The organism is Amycolatopsis sp. NPDC031561 (genome assembly GCF_055580625.1).
On the sequence record NZ_JBVILA010000003.1, the window covers coordinates 396578 to 412090 of the forward strand.

The window sequence follows — 15513 nt, forward strand, 5'->3', positions numbered from 1 at the left end:
GCGGGCGCTCACCGCCGTCGAGGCAGCCGCACGGTGAACGTCGTCGCCCCCGGCACGCTCTCGACCTCGATCGTCCCGCCGTGCGCGGAAACGAGCGAGCGCACCACCGAAAGCCCGAGCCCGGTCCCGCCGTTGCCGCGCGTGCGAGCGGTGTCGACCCGGAAGAACCGGTCGAAGATGCGCTCCCGCGCTTCCGGCGGGATCCCCGGCCCGGCGTCACTCACCCGCAGGACGACTTGCGCGCCCGAGGCGGCGCCCGAGACGGTGACCGCCGTCCCGGGCGGCGTGTGCACCGCCGCGTTGGCGAGGAGGTTGTCCAGCACCTGCCGCAGCCGGACCGGATCCGCTTGCAGGACAACACCTTCCGGAAGCGGGCCGACGGTCAGCGGATGCTCCGGGCGCCCGGCGGTGAAGGCCTCGCCCGCGTCGGTGATCAGTTCGGCGAGGTCGACATCGACCAGCCGGAGCGGCGCTTCGGTCTCCGGCGCGTCGAGGCGCGCGAGGAGCAGGAGGTCGTCGACGAGCACGCTCATCCGCTGGGTCTCTTCCCGGATCTTCGACAGATGCGCCTCGCGTTCGGCGGGTTCGTTGGCCGCCTCGTAGCGGAAAAGCTCGGCGTAGCCCCGGATCGACGTCAGCGGTGTGCGCAGTTCGTGTGAGGCGTCGGCGATGAACCGCCGCAGCCGTTCGTTCGCCTCCCTGCGCGCGACCAGTGAGGAATCGAGGTGCGCCAGCATCAGGTTGAACGCCGTCCGCAGTTCCTCGACCTCGGCACCGCCGCCGTTCGGCCGCGCGCGCACCGGGAGATCGGCGTTCGTGGTCAGATCGTGCGACGCGATGTCGTGCGCCGTCCCGGCCATGTCGCTCAGCGGCCGCAGCCCGCGCCGCAGCACCAGCCTTCCCGCGATCACCAGCACCGCCAGCGCCAGCAGGAACGCGACGACCTCGACCATCACCAGCTGGCTCACCGTCCGGTCCAGATCGGCCTGCGGCGCGGCGCTGACCAGCACGATGTTCTGGTCTCGCTCGATCGGGCAGGCCCGGACCCGGTAGGTGCCCTTGTCCTCGATGTAGACCGTGCGCAGCACTTCGGTCTGCGTCGCGTCCTCGGCGACCTTTTCGAGCGCTTTCGTGTCCGGCGGCAGCGAACCGCCCGTCTGCGGCGACGCGTCGCCGTTCTGTACCGAGAAGACCGCCGAGAACCAGCCGTAGGCCTGCTGCGGTTTCCCGCCGTGCGTGGTGCGCAACGAGGGCACCTGGCTGATCTGGGTCTTGGCGAGCTGTTCGTCGAGCCGGTCGTTCAGGTAGCCCTTCATGATGCCGACCATCACGGTGCCGACGACGGCGAACACGATCAGTGCCAGGACACCGAGGCCGAGCGCGAGCCGGGTCCCGAGCCTCGATCGGCGCCAGGCGTCGTACCACCGGCGCAGCATTTTCATCTCGCCGCCTGCCGGACGACGTAGCCGACGCCACGCACGGTGTGGATCAGCGGTTCGCCGCCGTCGTCGAGTTTGCGGCGCAGGTGCGAGATGACGAGTTCGACCACATTGGACCGGCCGCCGAAGTCGTACTCCCAGACGTGGTCGAGGATCTGCGCCTTGGTCAGCACCGAAGGCGAACGCCGCATGAGATAACGCAGCAGTTCGTACTCGGTCGGCGTCAGCTCCGCGGGTTTCCCGTCGCGGGCGACCTCGCGGGTGTCCTCGTTCAGGGTCAGATCGCCGACCCGCAGCACCGCGGCAGCCCTGGACCGGCTGGTGCTGCGGCGCAGGACCGCACGCAGCCGCGCCATCAGTTCCTCGACGGAGAACGGCTTGACGAGGTAGTCGTCGCCGCCCCGGGTGAGCCCGGCGACACGGTCGGCTGTCGCGTCCTTCGCGGTGAGGAAGACCACGGGCACCGCCGTCCCGGCCTCGCGGAGCTTGTCCAGCACGGTGAACCCGTCGATCCCCGGCAGCATGAGGTCGAGCACGACGATGTCGGGCACGAATTCGGCGGCCTTGGCGAGCGCGGCCTCGCCCGATCCGGCGGTGACGGCCTGCCAGCCCTCGTACCGGGCGACGGTGGCCACCAGGTCGGCGATATGCGGCTCGTCGTCCACCACGAGCAGGCGGACGGGGTTTTCGGTGTTCACGGAACCCATCCTCCGTGAACACACGCGCGAGAGCGAGGCGGGAGGGCACACGACAGGAAGCCGACAGCTTCCGCCAAGAAAGGTCACAGGTTGGCACAGGAGGCTCAGGACTTGAACCGGACCGGAAGGGACCACGTGTGACAACCATGACGCAGACCGCCGTGAAACCGCGCCCGGCGATCCGTCCCAGGATCGCCGCACGCGCCGGGCTCTTGACCTTCATCGGGGCCAACGTGGCCGCCGTGACCGTGCTCTTCTTCGCCGCTGGGCCGTCGGACAACGTCCTCATCAGCATCGGCAGGCTGGCCGGGCTCTACGGGGCGCTGGCGATGGCGTTCCAGCTGCTGCTGGTCGCCCGGCTGCCGTGGCTCGACCGCCGCCTCGGCATGGACCGGCTCACCGTCTGGCACCGCTGGACCGGGTTCAGCCTCCTGTGGACGCTGCTCGCGCACTTCGTCTTCATCCTCTTCGGTTACGCGCAGGTCGAGGACAACGGCGTGGTGGACGAGTTCGTCACGATGGTGACCAAACTGGAGGGGATCCTGCGCGCGGTCGTCGCGTTCGCGCTGATCCTGCTCGTCGGCGCCGTTTCCGCGCGCTTCGCCCGTCGCCGTCTGGCGTACGAGACCTGGCACTTCATCCACCTCTACACCTACGCCGCGGTCGTTCTGGCGTTCAGCCATCAGATCGCGCTGGGCGGATCGTTCGCGTCCTCGCCGGGCGCGCAGGCCTATTGGTGGGCGATGTGGGGGGTCGCGCTGGGCTCCGTGGTCGCCGGCCGCGTGATCCTGCCACTGGCGCGGAACCTGCGTCACCAGCTGAAGGTCGTCGCCGTGGTCCCCGAATCCCACGACACCGTGTCGGTGTACATGACCGGCAAGCACCTCGACAAGATGCCCGCGAAGGCGGGCCAGTTCTTCCTGTGGCGTTTCATGACGAGGGATCGCTGGTGGCAGGCCAATCCGTTCTCGCTGTCCGCCGCGCCGGACGGCCGCACCCTGCGGCTGACCGCGAAGGCGGCCGGTGACGGCAGCGCGTCCTTGCGGTCGCTGAAGGTCGGCACCCGGGTGTTCGCCGAAGGACCGTACGGCGCGTTCACCACGATGCACCAACGGAAACCGGACGCGCTGCTGGTCGCCGGCGGGGTCGGGATCACGCCGATCCGCGCGCTGCTGGAAGAGATCTCCGGGCACGTCGTGGTGCTCTACCGCGTCCGCACCCAGCACGACGCCGTCCTGCTGCCGGAGCTGATGGGGCTGGCGCGGGCGCGCGGCGCCGTCGTCCGGGTCCTCAGTGGACCGTCCGATCTGGCCGGTCCGCACGGTCCGGTTCTCGGCGCGCACAGCCTGCGGCGGATGGTGCCGGACGTCCGGAACCGGGACGTGTTCGTCTGCGGCCCGCCCGGGATGACCTCGGCGACGCTGCGCAGCCTGCGGGAGTTGCAGGTACCCGCCGGTCAGGTCCACGCCGAACGTTTCAGTCTCGCCGCCTGAGCCAGGGAGTCCCCGATCATGAAGAAGACCATCGTCGCCGCCACGGTCGCCCTGTCGGCCTTCGGCTTCCTCGGTGTCTGGCTGTACGAACCGGGTCCGCTCGGTTCGGAGACCGTGGCCGTCGCCGCATCGGCGCCCGCGCCGTCCACCGTGTCCTCTTCGGACGGTGGTGCCTCCGAAGGCGCCGAACGCACCGTCGACGGTTCGGTGGAGAGCAACCGGTACGGCACCGTCCAGGTGCAACTGGTGATCTCGGCCGAAGACAAGATCTCCGACGTCCGGCTGCTGCGGCGGCCGACCAGCGGACGCGGGGTCGACGCGCTCCCGGTGCTCCAGCAGGAGACGCTGACAGCGCAGAGCGCGGACATCGACACCGTCTCCGGGGCGACTTCGACGAGCGAGTCGTACGTCAAATCGCTGCAGGCGGCGCTGGACGCCAGATGAACCGCGTCGAGCAGGTGATGGGGCTGCCGGTCTCGGTCGACGTCCGGGCGGGCGGTGCCCTCGTCGACCACGCGATCGACGGCGTTTTCGGCTGGCTGCGGGAGGTCGACGCCAGGTTCAGCCCGTTCAGGGCCGACAGCGAGGTCTGCCGCTATGACCGCGGCGAACTCGCCCCTTCCCAGCTGAGCGACGACCTGCTCGAGGTGCTTTCGCTGTGCGATCACTACGAACGGCTGTCCGGCGGGGCGTTCACCGCGCGGCTCCCCGGACGGCGGCTCGACCCGAACGCGGTGGTCAAGGGCTGGGCGGTGCAGCGGGCGGCGTCCCTGCTGCTGGCCGAGGGCCTGGACGTCTTCTGCGTCAACGCCGGCGGGGACGTGGTCACCGCGGGCGAACCCGAACCCGGCCGCGCCTGGCGGATCGGCATCCGGCATCCCGAACGGCCGAACGCGATCTGCGCCGTGGTGGAGTCGTCCAATGGTGCCGTCGCGACGTCGGCGGAGTACGAGCGCGGCGCGCACATCCTGGACGGGCGGACCGGGCGACCGGCGACCGGGCTGCTGAGCGTCACGGTCGCCGCCGACGACCTCGTCACGGCGGATTCCCTGGCCACGGCCGCTTTCGCGATGGGAACCGAGGGAATCGCGTGGGTCGCGTCACAGCCGGGGTGCCAGGTGCTGGTCATCGACGCGGAACGGCAGGTGCACCGGTCGCCGGGGCTGCGGCTGGCTTGAGTGGCCTTAAACCGTTGGCCGGGGTTCGCGGGCTCGGGCAGACTGCGGCTCCATGACCTCTGTCGTACAGAATTTCTTCTTCGACTGCGCCGACGCCTACGAACTGGGCAGGTTCTGGAGCGGCGTCGTCGGCAAGCCGATGGCCGAGGACGACGTGCCCGGCGATCCCGAGGCGATCATCGTGCTGGACAACGGCGTGACCCTGTTCTTCGGGCAGGTCCCCGAACCCAAGACGGTGAAGAACCGGATCCACCTGTGCCTGGAGCCCGACATCCCGCGGGACGAAGAGGTGGAACGCGTGCTGGCGCTGGGCGCGACCCTGCTGCACGACCGGCGCAACCCGGACGGCACCGGCTGGGCCGTGCTGGGCGATCCCGAAGGCAACGAATTCTGCGTGCTGCGCAGCGCCGCCGAGAAGGCCGCGACCTCGTGACGGACTACGTCACCGTCAACCGCGCGAACTGGGACGAACGCGCCCCGGCGCACGCGGCGTCGGCGGATTACGGCTACGAACGGTTCGTGAAGGACCCCGCGCACCTCAGCGGCGTGGTCACCTTCGACCGGCCGCTGCTCGGCGACGTCTCCGGGGCGCGCGGTGTCCACCTGCAGTGTCACATCGGCACAGACACGCTTTCCCTGTCCCGCCTCGGCGCGCGGATGACCGGGCTCGACTTTTCCGCACCCGCGCTGGAGATCGCGCGGCGGCTGGCGGCCGAGACGGGCGCGGAGATCGATTACCACGAGTCCGATGTGTACAGTGCCGCCGACGTGCTGGGCGCTGGGGAGTTCGACCTCGTCTACACGGGAATCGGCGCGATCTGCTGGCTGCCCGACATCGCCCGCTGGGGACAGGTCGTCGGCTCGCTGCTGAAGCCGGGCGGGCGGCTGTTCATCCGGGACATGCATCCGATGCTGGGCACCCTCGACGAGACCCAGCCGCTGATCACCCCGCACTACCCGTATTTCGAGCAGGCCGAGCCGCTGGTGTTCGACGAGCCGGGGACCTATGTGGACACCGACGTTTCGTTCCAGCACAACCGGACGCACGAATGGAACCACGGGCTGGGCGAGATCGTCACTTCGCTGCTCGACGCGGGACTGACGCTGACGAAGCTGGTGGAGCACGACAGCGTGCCGTGGAACGCGCTGCCCGGGTTCATGACCCTCGACGAGGCGACCGAGGAATGGCGGCTGGCGAAGGATCCCCAACGGCTGGCGGCCAGCTTCACCATCGAGGCCGTGAAACGCGCCTGAAACCCCCGCGTTTCGTCCTCTAGTTGCGGTGGTTCGGACTGCCAACTACCGCAACTAGAGGACTAATTGCGGTGACTGGGTGAAGAATGGGGCACATGTCGAGTCAGTTCAGGCGGCCGCTGGTCGCCGTCGCCGCCTTGGGCGGCACCATCTCCATGGTCCCCGGCGACGGCGAGGACCACGCGGTCCCCAGGCTGACCGCGGCGGATCTGCTCGGCGAGCTGGGCGAGAACCTGGCGATGGACGTCCGGGCCGAAACCCTCGCGGGGATTTCCAGCGCCTCGATGGACTTCGCGACCCTCGTCAAGACCCGGGACTGGGCCGCGCGGGCCGTCGCCGACGGCGCTGAGGGCGTCGTCGTGGTCCAGGGCACGGACACCCTCGAGGAGACCGCGTACTTCTTCGAGCTGACTTGGGCTTCCGAGGCCCCGATCGTCGTCACCGGCGCCATGCGCAACCCGAGCCTGCCCAGCGCCGACGGCCCGGCGAACCTGCTCGCCGCGCTCACCGTCGCCGCCGATCCCCGCAGCCGGGGCCGCGGCTCGCTGGTCGCGTTCAACGACGACGTCCACGCCGCGCGCTGGGTACGCAAGGCGCATTCGAGCCACGTCGAGGCGTTCTCGTCGAATCCCGCCGGTCCGCTCGGGCTGCTCGCGGAGGGCGCGGTGCACTACTTCCACCCGGTCGCCGCCCGCCCGGCGGCGTTGTCCCTGGAGAACGCGGACTTCGCCGGGCTGGTGCCGATCCTCGAAAGCGGCGTCGAAGACACCGGCGAACTCCTGGAGACGCTGGTCAAGGCCGGGCTCAAGGGAGTGGTGCTCGCCGCGAACGGCGCCGGTCACGTCTCGGCCGGGACGGCCGACGTGATCGAGCGCGCGCTCCCCGACCTGCCGATCGTGGTCGCGGGCCGCACCGGCGCCGGGCCGACGTTCCGCGGTACCTACGGCTTCCGCGGTTCGGAGTCCGACCTGATCGCAATGGGCGCGACCATGGCTGGCTGGCTCGACCCGCGCAAATCCCGGCTTTTGCTGCACACCCTGCTCGCCACCGGTGCCTCCTGGGAGCGCGTCGAGGCCGAATTCCGGCTGCGCGGCGACCTCACCTAGCCCTCATCCGCCGCAATTCGTCCTCTAGTTGCGGTAGTTGCGTGTGCAAGGACCGCAACTAGAGGACGAATTGCGAGAAGTAAGGGGGCTAGTCCCGGATAGGGCCCGAGACGGGGTCCAAGTGGTACGGGCGCATGGTGCGGGTCTGGTGCCGGTAGACGTGCACGCTGACGGCGGGATCCGGGCCGTCGTTGCGTACTTCGTGGACGTAGCCGGGACCGAAGACGCGCGACTGGCCCTCCGACAGCGAATGCAGCTCCGTCACCGCCCGCCCGTCGGACGCGTGGCGGGCGACGGTCTCGCTCAGCTGCCCGCTGACCACGGTGAACGCGCCCGCGGCGAATTCGTGGTCGTGCAGGTCGGTGCTCTGGCCGGGCAGCCAGCTCATCAACCAGATCTCCTGCAGTTCGTCGGCGTCGACGAGGGCGGAAAACCGCGCCTCGGGGTCGTAGCGCAGGAGATGCCGCCAGCGGTCACGGTCCGCGGCGTACTCGATCGCGACCCGTACCGGGTGACGCAGGGCGGGGTTTTCGGGAATGACGAGCGTGTTGTCCGGGACGGCGAACATGAAGGAGTCCTCGCAAAGGAAAGAAGGTGTCGAACTGGGCCGGGGCGGGGTTCACCGACAACAGAGACACGCGCACGCGACCGCACCAAGACCCGAGAGGCCCCGCGACACAGTCATCCCACGTGCGAACATGCCCTCAGCGAACCAGTGCGGATCCCGGCGGTCAACCGATCTCACACCGTGGACCGTGAGTTCTGCACCTGCCGACCATGCTCGCAGCACGAATCGGACCCGGTCTGTCGCGATCCTGCGGTCTTGCTCAGGACCACTCGTGCTTCTGCGACCGCCCGAGCAGCTCCGCGCCCGCCCGCCGGGGGTCGACACCTTCGTGACAGACGCGGTGCATCGCGTCGGTGATCGGCATGTCGACGCCGAGGCTCTTCGAGAGCTCCCGGATCGACGTGCACGACTTGACGCCCTCGGCGACCTGGCCGCCGGTGGCCGCGAGCGCCTGCTCCAGCGTCTCGCCCTGGCCGAGCCGCTCGCCGAAGGTCCGGTTGCGGGACAGCGGCGACGAGCACGTCGCCACCAGGTCTCCGACGCCCGCGAGCCCGGCGAAGGTCAGCGGGTCGGCGCCGAGTTTCGCGCCGAGCCGCGCCATCTCGGCGAGCCCCCGGGTGATGAGCGTGGCCACGGTGTTCGCGCCCAGCCCCAGCCCCGCCGCCATCCCGCAGCTGAGCGCGATGACGTTCTTGCACGCCCCGCCCAGCTCGCAGCCGACGACGTCGGTGTTGGTGTACGGCCGGAAGTACTGGTTGAAGCTCGCCTGCTGGATCGCCTTGGCGTTGTCGTGGTCGGTGCAGGCGAGCACCGCCGCCGCCGGCTGCCCGAGCGCGATCTCCTTCGCCAGGTTCGGCCCGGACACGACCACGATCTGCCCGGCGTCGACGCGGGCGATCTCGGCGATGACCTCGCTCATCCGCTTGAGCGTGCCCAGTTCGACGCCCTTCGCGAGGCTCACCAGGATCGCGTCGGAGGGCAGCAGACCGGACCACTCCGACAGGTTGGTCCGCAACGTCTGGCTCGGCACCGCGAGGACCACGGCCTGCGCGCCGTCGAGCGCCTCGGCGGGATCCGCCGTCGCGGTGATCCGCGCGGGCAGGTCGATATCAGGCAAATAGGATGAATTGCGATGCCGTTCCCGGATCTCGGCCGCGACCTCGGGCCGCCGGGCCCAGATGGTCACGTCCCGGCCGGCGTCGCCGAGCACCTTGGCGAACGCCGTCCCCCACGATCCCGCGCCGAGCACGGTCAGGCGCTGGACCTCGGTGGCGGTTCCGGCCATCAGGCGTCGTCCCCCGGCTTCTTCGCGGGCGGTTCCTCCTGGCGGATTTCCGCCAGGAGCGCGGTGATCTCGGTCATCATCAGCTCGGTGACATCGCGCAGCTTGGACGCGCTGCGCGTGGAACCGTTCTTGTAGGCCGACAGGTCCATCGGCTCGCCGACCAGGTGCGTGATCTTCTTGCGCGGGAACGGCGTGAACTTCTTCGTGTAGCCGTTGAAGATGTGGTTCGTGCCCCAGCGGGCGATCGGGATCACCGGCACGTCGGTCTCCAGCGCGAGGCGCGCGGCACCGGTGAACGGCTTCTTGGGCCAGCCGTCCGGGTCCTTGCTGATCGTCCCCTCCGGATAGATCACCACGACCTTGCCGTCACGCAACGCCTGGTGGGCGGCCTTGAGACTGTCGCCGGCGGCGGCCGAACCGCGCGAGACCGGGATCTGGCCCGCGCCGACGAAGATCTTGCCGAAGACCGGCGTCCTGGTCAGGCTCTCCTTGCCGAGGAACCGCGGCACCCGCTTCTGACGGTGCACGAACACCGCGTCTACCGCCGGGTCCATGTGGGACACGTGGTTGAGCAGCAGCAGCGCGCCGCCTTCGCGGGGGATCCGCTCGGCGTTGCGGTAGACCCGCTTGCCGATGGCCGTCGCCGGGTAGAACAGTGCGGCGGCGATGCCAACCCAGATGCCGCCCTTCTCACGCCGGGCCAATTCGTCCTCCTCCAAGTCGCGCGTGCCGTCCCAGAGCACTGATCCTGCCGCGCGCACGCGAGCGGGGTCCAGGGAGGGTCGGGTAAGAAGAGAGATGTGGACAGTATGGGCATCGACCTGATCGTGCCGATGAAACGACCGGCGGAGGGCAAGTCGCGGCTTCGCGGCGCGGTCGTGCCCGAGCGGCACCCCGAACTGGTGCTGGCGCTGGCCTACGACACCCTGTCCGCGGCGACCTCGGCGGACGGGGTCCGCCGGGTGCTGGTGGTCGCCGCCGACCCGGCGTCCGTGGCGGATCTCACCGAGCTGGGCGTCGAGATCGTCATCGAGCCGTCGCGGGGCGGGTTGAACGCGGCACTGCGGTACGGCGAAGAGCTGCTGCGCCGGGACACACCGTCCGGTCTCGTCGGTGCGCTGCAGGCCGACCTGCCCGCGCTGCGGACCGAGGACCTCACCGCCGCGCTCGCCGAAGCCGCCGGGCATCGGGCATTCGTCGCGGACCGGCAGGGAACGGGCACGACGCTGTTGCTCGCGGGGGCCGGCCGCGCGCTGGCACCCCGGTTCGGCGGGGGATCCGCGCGGGCGCACACCGCCTCCGGTGCGACCCCGCTCACCCTTCCCGCGGAATCACTCCGCGCGGACGTGGACACCGCGGATGATCTCGCTCACGTCCGCACCCTCGGTGTCGGAAAGCGCACGTCAACACTGTTGGGAACACCCTGCGTGGTGATGTGACGAGAGTTCACCCCGAGGACCCGCGCGCGGCGCACATAATCGCGCCGAGTGGTGAACAATGAAGCGCGTGAGCACAAACGACGGCGGCACCCCGAACTCGGCAAGGAAGCGGAAGACCTCCGCCGCGAAACCGGAACCGGACACCAGCGCGGCGGCCAAACCCGCCAGGGCGCGGAAGACCGGTCCCGTGGTGAAGAGCACCGGCAATCACCGCACTCCCCGCGCGACCCGCGGCGGGGCGGCGAGCCGTCCCGCACAGGAGTTCCGCGCGCTGCCCGCCGCGCCTCCCGCGGTGACGTCGGCGCCCACCGCCGTCGAGACGCTGCCCGATGACCGGTACTTCAACCGTGAGCTCTCGTGGCAGGACTTCAACGCGCGCGTGCTCGCGCTGGCCGAGGACGAATCGCAGCCGCTCATCGAACGCGGCAAGTTCCTGGCGATCTTCGCGTCCAATTTGGACGAGTTCTACATGGTGCGGGTCGCCGGGCTGAAGCGCCGTGACGAGACGGGGCTCCCGGTCCGCAGCGCGGACGGGCTCACCCCGCGCGAGCAACTGGCCTACATCGCCAAGCGGAACCAGGATCTCGTCGAGCGGCACACGAACGCCTTCGAGCTGCACCTGCGGCCGCGGCTGGCCGACGAAGACATCCACATCGTCGGCTGGAACGACCTGACCGGCGCCGACCAGCTCCGGCTGTCCAACTACTTCAGCGAGCAGATCTTCCCGGTGCTCACACCGCTGGCCGTGGATCCCGCGCACCCGTTCCCCTATATCTCCGGCCTCTCGCTCAACCTCGCGGTGACCGTCCGCGACCCGGAGGGCGGCACCGAACGGTTCGCGCGCGTCAAGGTGCCGAGCAACGTGCCGCGCCTGATGCGGATCGAGCAGCAGCCGAGGGAAAGCCGCACCGCGACCTTCCTTCCCCTGGAGGAACTGATCGCCGCCCACCTCGGCGAGTTGTTCACCGGGATGGAGGTCACCGAGCACCACGCGTTCCGGGTCACCCGCAACGCGGACTTCGAGGTCGAAGAGGACCGGGACGAGGATCTGCTCCAGGCGCTGGAACGCGAACTGGCCCAGCGCCGGTTCGGCCCGCCCGTGCGGCTCGAAGTGGCGCAGGACATGAGCGAGCACATGCTCGAACTGCTGCTGCGCGAACTGGAGGTCGACCCTCGCGACGTCGTCGAGGTGCCCGGTCTGCTGGACCTGACCTGCCTGCACCAGCTTTCCGGCGTCGACCGGAAAGAACTCAAGGACCGCCCTTTCGTTCCCGCGACGCATCCGGCGTTCGGTGAGCGCGAGACGCCGAAGTCGGTGTTCGCGACGCTGCGCGAGGGCGACGTCCTCGTGCACCACCCGTACGACTCGTTCTCCACCAGCGTCCAGCGGTTCATCGAACAGGCCGCCGCGGACTCGAAGGTGCTGGCGATCAAGCAGACGCTGTACCGCACCTCCGGCGACTCCCCGATCGTCGACGCGCTGATCGACGCCGCCGAGGCGGGCAAGCAGGTCGTCGCGCTGGTCGAGATCAAGGCGCGGTTCGACGAGCAGGCCAACATCACCTGGGCCCGCACCCTGGAACGCGCGGGCGTCCACGTGGTCTACGGCCTCGTCGGGCTGAAGACGCACTGCAAGGTGTCGATGGTGGTGCGCCAGGAGGGTTCGACCATCCGCCGCTACTGCCACATCGGCACCGGCAACTACAACCCGAAGACCGCGCGTCTCTACGAGGACCTCGGCATCCTGACCGCCGACCCGACGATCGGCGCGGACCTGACGGATCTGTTCAACGTGCTCACCGGGTACTCCCGCCAGGACACCTACCGCAACATCCTCACGTCGCCGCACGGGATCCGCCGCGGCATCGTGCGCGCGATCGGCGAGGAGATCGAACTCGCGCGCGCCGGGCAGACCGCCGGGATCCGGCTCAAGTGCAACTCGCTCGTCGACGAACAGATCATCGACGCGCTGTACCACGCTTCGCAGGCCGGAGTGCCGGTCGACATCGTCGTACGCGGCATCTGCGCGCTGAAGCCGGGCGTGGAGGGACTGAGCGAGAACATCCACGTCCGGTCGATCCTCGGCCGTTTCCTGGAACACTCGCGGATCTTCAACTTCCGCGCGGGCGGCACGCACTGGATCGGCAGCGCGGACATGATGCACCGCAACCTGGACCGTCGCATCGAGGCGCTGGTGCGGGTCAAGGAACCGAAGCTGACGGCGCAACTGGACTACATCTTCGAATCGGCGCTGCATCCGGCGACCCGGTGCTGGGTGCTGAACTCGACCGGCGAGTGGACCCCGTTCCCCGCGTCCGGCGACGACGTCCGCGATCATCAGGTCGAACTGGCGAAGCGGCACGGAGCCGCCGGATGAGCGGGGTCGTGCGGGCGGCGGGGGCCGTCCTCTGGCGTCGCGACGGGGACCGGACCGAGGTCGCGCTGGTCCATCGGCCCCGCTACGACGATTGGTCGCTGCCGAAGGGAAAGCTGGATCCGGGCGAGACCATCGCGGAAGCGGCGGTCCGGGAGATCCAGGAGGAGACCGGATTCGAGGCGGTGCTCGGCCGCTATCTGTTCCGGACCGAGTACACCGTGGCGGGCTCGCCCAAGACCGTCGACTACTTCGCCGCTCACGCGGCTTCCGGCTCGTTCGCTCCGAACGACGAGGTCGACGAACTGCGCTGGGTCGACGCGGAGACCGCGGAGAAACTGCTGACGCGGCCGGGAGACGTCCGGGTGCTACGCGAGTTCTCCGCGCTGCCGCCCGAACTCGCCACGGTGATCCTGGTGCGGCACGCCAAGGCCGGTAAGCGGGACGAGTGGAACGGTGACGACGACCTGCGCCCGCTTTCGGAAGCGGGTCAGCGCCAGGCGGAAGCACTGCGTTCGCTGCTGAAGCACTACGCGCCCGGCAGGGTCCTCTCGGCGCCGCGGCTTCGATGCGTCCAGACGGTGAACGGGCTCGCCGAAGATCTCGGAACCGAGATCCGGCACGAGCCGCTGCTGTCGGAAGAGGGCTACTGGCCGGATCCCGTGCTCGGTGTCGCACGGTTGCTGGCCATCGCCGGGGACGGCGGGACACCGGTGATCTCCAGCCAGGGCGGCGTGATCCCGGACGTCGTCAGCGCGCTGGCCGACCGCGACGGCGTCGACCTGCCCGCCGCGCGCGGCGGTGTGGTGCCGTCGAAGAAGGGCTCGTTCTGGGTTCTGTCCTTCCGGGCGCCGACCGAGGAGAACGGGCCGGTACTGGTGGCCGCGGACTACTTCGCGTCGCCTTTGCCCACTCCTGCTCCTGCCCATCACTGACGCTTTTTCGCGCGTGAAGGCCCCCTTCCCTCGGCTCAGCCGAGGGAAGGGGGCCTTCACGCGATTCGGGGTGGGGCTAGGAGGCGCGTTCGTGAGTTGGGCGGTGTCCAGCCACAACGCTGGCGCGTGAACGTATTTCAGGCGACCAGGGCGCCGGTACCGAAGGGGGCGGGATGGTCGTGAGTGGCGATTCGCGTGCTAGCCAAGGGTGCCCTAGGTACCTACTGGATTTGCGTGCGAGTGTTCGCAAGTTCGTGGTGCCCAGCGGCCGTGTCGCGAAAGCTACTTTCGGGACATCAGACGTCGCGAAAGTGGCTTTCGCGACACTCGGGCTGACTGGCGCGGCCCTCCGAGACTCGACCCACCACGCCACCGCCGCCCTGGCTCGCCTCTGCGGTACATGAAGGCCCCCTTCCTTGCTCCTAGGTACAGGATGCGACCAACTCCAGCCACAAGCAGCAGGTACTTAAGACCCCTTCGGCACTAACCCGAATCGCCACTCACGACCCACCTGGCCACCACTCATCCGCACCGCGTTTCGAATGCGACTCCCCCACGTGGGTGACGCGCCGCTACTCCGGCCGTGTCCCGGTGAGGCAAAGCTCGCCGGATTTCGAAGTGCTTGCGAGCAGGCGGATCCGCCGCGAAATGCGTTCCGCCGCCGCGCCGGGATTCGGTCTCGCGAGGCGTTGTCCAGCGGCAACAGCCCGGTGCGGACGGTCGTCGCTCCACTGTGGAGGGCTGCTCGGGGAGCGAGATGATGCGCCATCGGGGTGACCGTGGCGCCCGCGCGGTTCTACGAAGAGTGGATAACTCCGCCGTATGCCCGGCGCATTCGTCCACAGACCGCCGCGGATCCGTTTCGGGTCCGTTTCCCCGGACGCCCTCTCTCAAGGGCGTTGAGGGGAATAGAGACGGCCTCGGCGCACCTGCCCCGAAAATGCGGCAGGGCCCCGCGCCGTGCGCGGGGCCCTGCCGTTGGCTCACTCGTGAAGAGAGAGCTTACTTCTTCTTCGCGGCCGCCGAAGTCCGCTTGGCCGGAGCCTTCTTGGCGGGTGCCTTGGCGGCAGTCGCCTTGGCGGCCGGCTTCGCGGCGGCCTTGGTGGCGGTCGCCTTCTTGGCCGTGGTGGCGCGAGTGGTCGTCGCCTTCGCGGCGGCCTTCGGAGCCGCCTTGGCCGCTGCCGGCTTGGCGGCGGCCTTGGTCGCGGTCGCCTTGGCGGCCGGCTTCGCGGCGGTGCGCGTAGTGGCGGCGGCGGCGCGAGTCCGCGTGGTGGTGGTGCGCGTCGCGGCCGGGCGGCTGGCGGCCGTCCGGGTCGTCGTCGCGCGGGTGGCGGCGGCCCGAGTGGTGGTGCCGGCGGTCGCGCGCTTCACAGCGGTGGCCTTCGGCAGCTTCTTCGAACCGCTGATGACGTCCTTGAAGGTCGTGCCGGCGCGGAAAGCGGGCACGTTGGTCTTCTTGACGCGGACGGTCTCACCGGTGCGCGGGTTACGCGCGGTACGGGCGGCGCGGGCGCGCTTCTCGAACACACCGAAGCCGGTGATGTTCACCTTCTCGCCCTTGTTGACCGTCCGGATGATGATGTCGACAAGGCCATCGACGGCCTCCGACGCGACCTTCTTGTCGCCCAGGCGCTCCGACAGCGCCTCGATCAGCTGGGCCTTGTTGGCCATTCCAGTCCTCCAAGAAGAACTTGTTGTGCACGGCCCCGTCGGCCGACTTAGCGCACACGGTATTACCAATGCA

The 15513-nt window shown here is 69.5% G+C and carries 15 protein-coding genes; 9 read left to right on the plus strand and 6 right to left on the minus strand.

The genetic code is table 11. The features are described from left to right. Positions 1 to 8: 8 nt before the first annotated feature. Together ACZ5IK_RS10980 and ACZ5IK_RS10985 are read right to left on the minus strand one after the other, a co-directional pair. Positions 9 to 1442 (minus strand): sensor histidine kinase, encoded by a 1434-nt coding sequence (locus tag ACZ5IK_RS10980; protein WP_465487543.1) that lies wholly within the window; start codon positions 1440 to 1442, stop codon positions 9 to 11. Next, a complete protein-coding gene (locus tag ACZ5IK_RS10985; protein WP_465487544.1) occupies positions 1439 to 2137 on the minus strand; it encodes a response regulator transcription factor in 699 nt (232 codons plus the stop codon). Before ACZ5IK_RS10985 ends, ACZ5IK_RS10980 begins: the two co-directional genes overlap by 4 nt. Positions 2138 to 2283: 146 nt before the next feature. On the opposite strand from ACZ5IK_RS10985, the gene ACZ5IK_RS10990 reads away from it, so the two are divergent. From ACZ5IK_RS10990 to ACZ5IK_RS11015, 6 genes are all read left to right on the plus strand, one after another. After that, positions 2284 to 3630, plus strand: a complete 1347-nt coding sequence (locus ACZ5IK_RS10990; RefSeq protein ID WP_465487545.1) for a ferredoxin reductase family protein — start codon at positions 2284 to 2286, stop codon at positions 3628 to 3630. A gap of 18 nt (positions 3631 to 3648) precedes the next feature. After that, a complete protein-coding gene (locus ACZ5IK_RS10995; protein WP_465487546.1) occupies positions 3649 to 4074 on the plus strand; it encodes an FMN-binding protein in 426 nt (141 codons plus the stop codon). After that, a complete protein-coding gene (locus ACZ5IK_RS11000) occupies positions 4071 to 4808 on the plus strand; it encodes an FAD:protein FMN transferase (protein ID WP_465487547.1) in 738 nt (245 codons plus the stop codon). The genes ACZ5IK_RS10995 and ACZ5IK_RS11000 overlap by 4 nt, the downstream gene beginning before the upstream one ends. A gap of 52 nt (positions 4809 to 4860) precedes the next feature. Continuing rightward, on the plus strand, positions 4861 to 5241 hold the full coding sequence (locus ACZ5IK_RS11005; protein WP_101609839.1) for a VOC family protein: 381 nt from the start codon (positions 4861 to 4863) through the stop codon (positions 5239 to 5241). Beyond that, the gene (locus ACZ5IK_RS11010) at positions 5238 to 6062 is read left to right on the plus strand and encodes a class I SAM-dependent methyltransferase (protein ID WP_465487548.1); all 825 of its coding nucleotides are present in this window, start codon (positions 5238 to 5240) and stop codon (positions 6060 to 6062) included. Before ACZ5IK_RS11005 ends, ACZ5IK_RS11010 begins: the two co-directional genes overlap by 4 nt. 95 nt (positions 6063 to 6157) lie before the next feature. Continuing rightward, positions 6158 to 7168: an asparaginase gene (locus ACZ5IK_RS11015; RefSeq protein ID WP_465487549.1), complete on the plus strand. Its 1011-nt coding sequence runs from the start codon at positions 6158 to 6160 to the stop codon at positions 7166 to 7168. Between the two features lie 88 nt (positions 7169 to 7256). Here ACZ5IK_RS11015 and ACZ5IK_RS11020 read toward each other — a convergent pair whose 3' ends face one another. The 3 genes from ACZ5IK_RS11020 to ACZ5IK_RS11030 form a co-directional block, all read right to left on the minus strand. Then, the gene (locus tag ACZ5IK_RS11020; RefSeq protein WP_465487550.1) at positions 7257 to 7736 is read right to left on the minus strand and encodes a cysteine dioxygenase; all 480 of its coding nucleotides are present in this window, start codon (positions 7734 to 7736) and stop codon (positions 7257 to 7259) included. A 259-nt stretch (positions 7737 to 7995) separates the two neighbouring features. Then, positions 7996 to 9021 carry an NAD(P)H-dependent glycerol-3-phosphate dehydrogenase gene (locus ACZ5IK_RS11025; protein WP_465487551.1) on the minus strand — a complete coding sequence of 342 codons (1026 nt, stop codon included), beginning with the start codon at positions 9019 to 9021 and terminating at the stop codon, positions 7996 to 7998. Further along, positions 9021 to 9764 carry a lysophospholipid acyltransferase family protein gene (locus ACZ5IK_RS11030; protein ID WP_465487653.1) on the minus strand — a complete coding sequence of 248 codons (744 nt, stop codon included), beginning with the start codon at positions 9762 to 9764 and terminating at the stop codon, positions 9021 to 9023. Before ACZ5IK_RS11030 ends, ACZ5IK_RS11025 begins: the two co-directional genes overlap by 1 nt. A 66-nt stretch (positions 9765 to 9830) precedes the next feature. On the opposite strand from ACZ5IK_RS11030, the gene cofC reads away from it, so the two are divergent. From cofC to ACZ5IK_RS11045, 3 genes are read left to right on the plus strand one after another with little or no spacing between them, the layout of a single operon-like run. After that, positions 9831 to 10460 (plus strand): 2-phospho-L-lactate guanylyltransferase, encoded by a 630-nt coding sequence (gene cofC / locus ACZ5IK_RS11035; RefSeq protein ID WP_465487654.1) that lies wholly within the window; start codon positions 9831 to 9833, stop codon positions 10458 to 10460. Between the two features lie 58 nt (positions 10461 to 10518). Further along, positions 10519 to 12837 carry an RNA degradosome polyphosphate kinase gene (locus tag ACZ5IK_RS11040; protein WP_465487552.1) on the plus strand — a complete coding sequence of 773 codons (2319 nt, stop codon included), beginning with the start codon at positions 10519 to 10521 and terminating at the stop codon, positions 12835 to 12837. After that, positions 12834 to 13769 carry an NUDIX hydrolase gene (locus tag ACZ5IK_RS11045; protein WP_465487553.1) on the plus strand — a complete coding sequence of 312 codons (936 nt, stop codon included), beginning with the start codon at positions 12834 to 12836 and terminating at the stop codon, positions 13767 to 13769. The genes ACZ5IK_RS11040 and ACZ5IK_RS11045 overlap by 4 nt, the downstream gene beginning before the upstream one ends. 1002 nt (positions 13770 to 14771) lie before the next feature. Here ACZ5IK_RS11045 and ACZ5IK_RS11050 read toward each other — a convergent pair. Further along, the gene (locus tag ACZ5IK_RS11050; RefSeq protein WP_465487554.1) at positions 14772 to 15440 is read right to left on the minus strand and encodes an HU family DNA-binding protein; all 669 of its coding nucleotides are present in this window, start codon (positions 15438 to 15440) and stop codon (positions 14772 to 14774) included. Positions 15441 to 15513: the final 73 nt, after the last annotated feature.